Consider the following 1656-nt stretch of genomic DNA (forward strand, 5'->3'; position numbering starts at 1 on the left):
TCACGATGTTGTCCGTGCCCATCACCACGAGCGCGGCGAGCTGCATGAGGAAGAAGTACGCCGTGGGTTTCAGGGTGGCGCGCCACGTCCCGAACCTCGCGTGCGCGAACGACAATGTGATGCTGGGATGCCGGCGCCGCACCAGGACGTAGAGCGCGAGCGAACTCACCAGCGTCGCCGCGATCAGGCCGACCAGGAGGTCGGAGAGCTGCCCGCCGGTGCCGAGCACCGCCGCCGCGACCGCCAGGTTGAGCGCGGTCCGCGCGCTGTTCGCCAGGTTGGCGAGCTGCACCTCTCCCAATCCGGTGAGCAGCGACTGGAAGAGCCCGGCGGCCAAACCGATCGCCCACCCGCCGAGGACCAGCCGCCACGCCGGGGCGATCGCGGCGCGCAGCTCCTCGGGTACCACGATCCACCGCGCCAGGAGCGGCGTCGCCGCGAGACCGATCGCGAGCCCCACCACCCCCACCGCCAGGAACGCCACCAGATAGGTCGAGACGAACGCGTTGAGCGCCTCGGCTTCACCCCGCGCGGCGAGGTCCGCCACGTACCTGGGTACGGTGAGCGCGCTCCCGAAGGTGAGGAGGGCGAAGTATCCGGCCACCGCCGTCAGCGCGGCGTAGAGCCCGTAGGTCGCGCTCCCCAGATGGTGCAGCACCAGCGGCACCATGACGAGCTGCACCACCCACGTGACGACGAGATTGAGGTAGCCGCCGCGGATCCCCTTCCGGATCGCGGGTTCGGCCGGCGCGGTCATCCGGCCCGGAAGTGCTCGCGCACCAGGCCGGCGATCAGGCCCACGTCCTCGAGCGGCAGCTCGTTGAAGATCGGCAGGCAGAGGATGCGCCGGTACAGGTTCTCGGTGCGAGGCAGCGGGCCTCTGGCGTAGCGGGCGTAGGCGCGCATCGTATGCGCCGGCCGGAAGTAGCGCTTGGTCTGGATCTCCGCCGCGGCGAGAGCGCGTTCGAGCCCGTCCCGGTCACGCTCGCACACGATCGCGAAGTCCTTGTGGGTCGAGCGGTCGCGGGGATCCACCAGCTGGAAGCCTACCTCGGCGACCTCGCCGAGATGCTCGCGATACCCGGCCGCCAGCGAGTGCCGCTTGTCCACCGCGGCCTCCACCATCTCCACCGTCAACGCGCCCAGCGCGGCGTTCAGCTCGGAGATCTTCCCGTTCACGCCCACCAGGTGCGATTCGTAGTCGCCCTGGAAGCCGTAGGCGCGCAGGTACTCCACGCGCCGCACCAGGTCGTCGCGCGAAGCCGCGACCAGCCCGCCTTCGGCGGACGTCACGAGTTTGGTGCCGCTGAAGCTGAACACCTCCAGGTCGCCGAGCGTGCCCACCGCGCGGCCGCGATACCGGCTGCCGAAGGCGTGCGCGGCGTCGTAGACCACCGGCAGCCCGCGCGCGGCGGCGCGGATCGCGTCCGCGTCGCAAGGGTTCCCGAAGACGTGGGTGCCGGCCACCACCACGGTCCGCGGGCCGATGAGCCGCTCCACCTCGGCCGGATCGAGGTTGAACGTCGCGGGGTCGATGTCGGCGAAGACCGGCGTCAACCGGTTCCACACGATCGCGTTCACCGTCGAATTGAAGGTGAACGACGGCACGATCGCCTCGCCGCCCTCGGGCAGGTCCAGCGCGGCCAGCGCGATCAC

Annotated in this window: 2 protein-coding genes; both read right to left on the reverse strand. The window is 70.7% G+C overall.

Going from position 1 to position 1656, the window contains the following annotated elements:
• Positions 1 to 757 (reverse strand): oligosaccharide flippase family protein (locus tag Q8Q85_13455; protein MDP3775263.1); only part of this gene is annotated, 757 nt, incomplete at its 3' end.
• The coding region (locus Q8Q85_13460; protein ID MDP3775264.1) for a DegT/DnrJ/EryC1/StrS family aminotransferase at positions 754 to 1656 on the reverse strand (903 nt) is incomplete at its 5' end. The genes Q8Q85_13460 and Q8Q85_13455, both read right to left, overlap by 4 nt.

Source organism: Gemmatimonadales bacterium, assembly GCA_030697825.1.
GTDB lineage: Bacteria > Gemmatimonadota > Gemmatimonadetes > Gemmatimonadales > JACORV01 > JACORV01.